Origin of the sequence: Arthrobacter sp. SDTb3-6 (genome assembly GCF_013376095.1) — a bacterium.
Classification (GTDB): Bacteria; Actinomycetota; Actinomycetes; order Actinomycetales; family Micrococcaceae; genus Specibacter.
On the sequence record NZ_JAAMFN010000086.1, the window covers coordinates 1 to 3,381 of the forward strand.

General features: G+C 63.4%; 4 protein-coding genes. All 4 read right to left on the reverse strand.

The window, feature by feature from the left end; genetic code table 11:
• Nucleotides 1–534 (reverse strand): ATP-binding protein (locus G6035_RS19295; RefSeq protein WP_371131076.1); only part of this gene is annotated, 534 nt, incomplete at its 3' end.
• Nucleotides 531–1,088 (reverse strand): hypothetical protein, encoded by a 558-nt coding sequence (locus G6035_RS20365; protein ID WP_256128140.1) that lies wholly within the window; start codon nucleotides 1,086–1,088, stop codon nucleotides 531–533. The genes G6035_RS19295 and G6035_RS20365, both read right to left, overlap by 4 nt.
• A complete protein-coding gene (locus G6035_RS20370; RefSeq protein ID WP_256128141.1) occupies nucleotides 1,085–1,660 on the reverse strand; it encodes a hypothetical protein in 576 nt (191 codons plus the stop codon). The genes G6035_RS20365 and G6035_RS20370 overlap by 4 nt, the downstream gene beginning before the upstream one ends.
• A 335-nt stretch (nucleotides 1,661–1,995) precedes the next feature.
• Complete coding sequence (locus G6035_RS19305; protein ID WP_256128142.1) at nucleotides 1,996–2,643, reverse strand: uridine kinase; 648 nt, start codon at nucleotides 2,641–2,643, stop codon at nucleotides 1,996–1,998.
• Between the last annotated feature and the right edge of the window lie 738 nt (nucleotides 2,644–3,381).

Genomic DNA, 3,381 nt, shown 5'->3' on the forward strand with positions numbered 1-3,381 from the left:
ACCGGCTCGGCATAGATCGATTATCAGGACCTTGTAGCGGCGGAGTTTGGCCAGTTCCACTGCCAACTGGCCACGGTTGTGGGCCTCGGCGAGGCGGGCCACCCAGCCGGTCGCGGAGTCGAAGAGGACGCGGTGCCCGGCATGGGCGGCACGGGTGGCGATGCCGACAGCTAAGTGGGTTTTGCCGGTGCCGGGAGGCCCGAGCAGGACCACGTTTTTCGCTTCCTCCAGGAACACCCCGGTACCCAGGTGGGCGATCAGGGACCGGTCCGCGGCGGGTTGGTGGTCGAAGTTGAAGTCCTCCAGGGTTTTGTGGCCGGGGAACCTTGCGGCCTTGATCCGCAGGGCCGCGCCGGAGGCTTCCCGTTCGGCGACCTCCCGGGAGAGGACAGCGGCGAGGTATTCCTCATGGCTCCATCCGGCGGTGCGGGCCGTATCGGCCAGGTGGCGGTACCCGTCCCCGATCCTCGGGGCGCGCAGCGCCCGGGCGTAGTATTCGATGTCCTTGCCGGCGTTGGCTGCCACCGCGTTCACAGGGCAGCACCGGCCAGCTCGGAGACGTTCCCGGTACTGAGCCCGAAGGCCTGGTCGTAAACGCTCAGATCCCGTTCTTCAACGACGGCCTGGCCCGGTGGTTTCCTGGCCATGGAGGTGCGGTAGTCCCGGCGCAGCTCAGCGGCACGGCTGACGTGAGCCGGGTCGGTGAAGATCCGGTGCCTGGCCCAGCGGCGCTCGTGCCGGGCCAGCACCGTGGCGCCAGCGGTGACCGTGACGGTATCCAGATCTGCGGTGACCTGCACGAGCCGGCCGATCGCGGACGGATCCACGGAATAGTCGTTGGAATGCACCCTCACGTAGTAGTCCCTTGGCAGGCGGACCTCCTTGCGGAACACCGCGTCCGGGGCGATCGGGCCCAGTCGGCGCATCGCCGCCCGATCCTCAACCACAAGGTCCGCCGGGATGCCGTGGCGGGCACGGGTGTAGCGGGCATTGGCGCGCGGGAGCCACGCATCGAGCTGGTCGTTGAAATCGTGTGGGTCAAGGAAGTCCCGCCCGGGCATGAACCCGCGGCGGAAGAACCCGTTCATCCGCTCCACCATGCCTTTGGATTCGCCGATCCCTCGGCGGCAGGAGCTTGATCTCGGTGCCCAGCACCCCGGCGAACGCACTGGCAGGCTCGGTGAGCTTCCCCCGGCCGATCCCGGTCTCGAAAGTCCCACAGCAGGCGGGCCGGGACGGCATCGGCTTCCTGGATCAACTCCCACATCCCGCCCAGGAGATCCTCGGTGGTGCGGGAGGGAATCATGCGGGCCTGCACGAACCCGGAATAGGCGCTGGTCATCACCAGCACCGGTGGCTTGCCTTCTTGCCCGTATCCCAACGGCAGTGGCTGGTGCGGGAACCATAGATCGCACTGCACCGTCTTGCCCGGTTCATGCACGAGCCGGTCCGCCGGGTCTGCCGGCGCGTACTCGGGCCGGATAGCGGCGACCTTGGCCCGAAACAGCGAGGAGGACCCGGACCAGCCCACCCGCTCGGCCAGCACCGTTGCCGGCATCCGCGGCGAGACCACCAGCAAACGCCGCACATCCTTCTCAAACGCGTCGAACGAAGACCCTGCCGGCTTACGTTCGTACTTCGGCGCCGCGTCTGCGGCCAAGGCCCGATCGACCGTCCCGCGAGACGCCCAGCTGCTTCGCCAATTCCCGCTTGGAAATCTTCTCGTTCGCAAAGCGGTGGCGGATAGTTGCCCAATCATCCAAATTAATCACCTTCAATGATGTCAGGTGGCCTCATTTTCAGTTGGCAATACTGGCCCTATTTTCGGTTGGCGTTGACACAGCTCGCCAATCGTGGCGGCCATGGCCCGCCTCATCATGGCACGGAAGTCCCACAGCGTCTGGTCACCATCGAAGTAAAAACCGCCACGACTCCATCCAAGCAGGCCGGCCCGCTCCCACTCAGGTGACCACGCCGCGTCCGGTAAAGGAACCTTTACCGGACAGCTGAAACTACGCCGGGATGGATGAGCCTTGGCGAAGCGAAGTCGGAGTTGTCCACGACGAAGGTGGCGCGTTCCCAGGGCCGTGCGGCTTCGAAGTAGAGACGCTGTCCTCCGATGTATCGGCGCATCGTGGGGTGCTCCAGGTCGGGATTGCTGCCGTTTCGGATCGCCATTCGGGCCGCCGTTTCGGTGAAAGGCACGTCCAGGAACACCGATGCATCCCAGTGGGAGGCGAGTTCGCCGCGGTGCAGGAACATGCCTTCCACCACGACCAGTGCATCCGACGGCGCCCGGAGGACCTCCACCTCTGCCACTCGGTCGGTCTCCGCGTCGTAGGAAGCCTGAGAGTACCAGCCGCCTCCGTGCGGACCGAGGGGTGCGAGCACCCGGTCGTTCAGGGCTGGGTAGTTGTAGGTGTATTCCCAGAAGCCTTCCGGCGAGGCACGTCCTTTGGCATGCCTGACGGGTGAGGGATTCAGGAAGTCGTCGACGTGGATCACGATCACGGGTCGATCTTGGATCTCGTTCACCAGGTTGGAGGCGAAGGATGTCTTGCCGCTGCCGTCGACTCCGTCGACAGCCACCAACCGGCGCCCGGGCGTGATAGCTCCGAGAATGTCGTTTGCCAGTAGTCGCATGAACTTTTCCATAGCGTCATTCTCCACGAAACGGCCCCTAATCAGCGGCCGATAGAGGAACCCCGTGCGGACGTTTGCAGGAAGCCAAGGATTCCTTGTGCATCATTTTGGTCTTACGAGTCGTGGCAGCCCAGGGTTGACCCCGCGGGGCTACGACATCAAGCTCGACGGTATCGAGCCGATGTATTTGTCGAAAGCTTCAGGGCTCCTCATGGTCACGTATGGAAGCCGAGTCAATCGCGGGTACGTAGTCGCCCGGAGATGGTTAAGGGCGCACACGGTCGCCTCCCTCACATACCGGCTGCGGCGTTGGCCCTGACGGATCATACCGAAGAAGATGACCAGCAGGACGAAAATCGTGAAGCCCATTCGAAAGACAAGAGGCAACGTCACCCATTTTGATTGCTGGAACATGAGTGGGATCGTGCTCCACATGACAGCGACGGCACAGCTGCCCAGTTGGATGACGAGGCTTCGCCGGGCTTGAACCATCTTTGCTGTGGCAGCCTCGCCTACTCGGGGCCCCCACACCTCCCTGACCGTTTCAGCCATTTTCATTTTCAGACCTCTTGATTGTCAGCCCTGGACAACAGTGGCTGTGGCAATTGCCTTCTCCACGCCTCAGCCTACTCATCTTCGAGCCCACAACATGGCATATAGGAGGGAAGATGATGAACGAAGAGCCTCGCATGCAATTTTGTTCGGGCCCAACAAGCTTGTCCCTTGGGGAACGGTCTA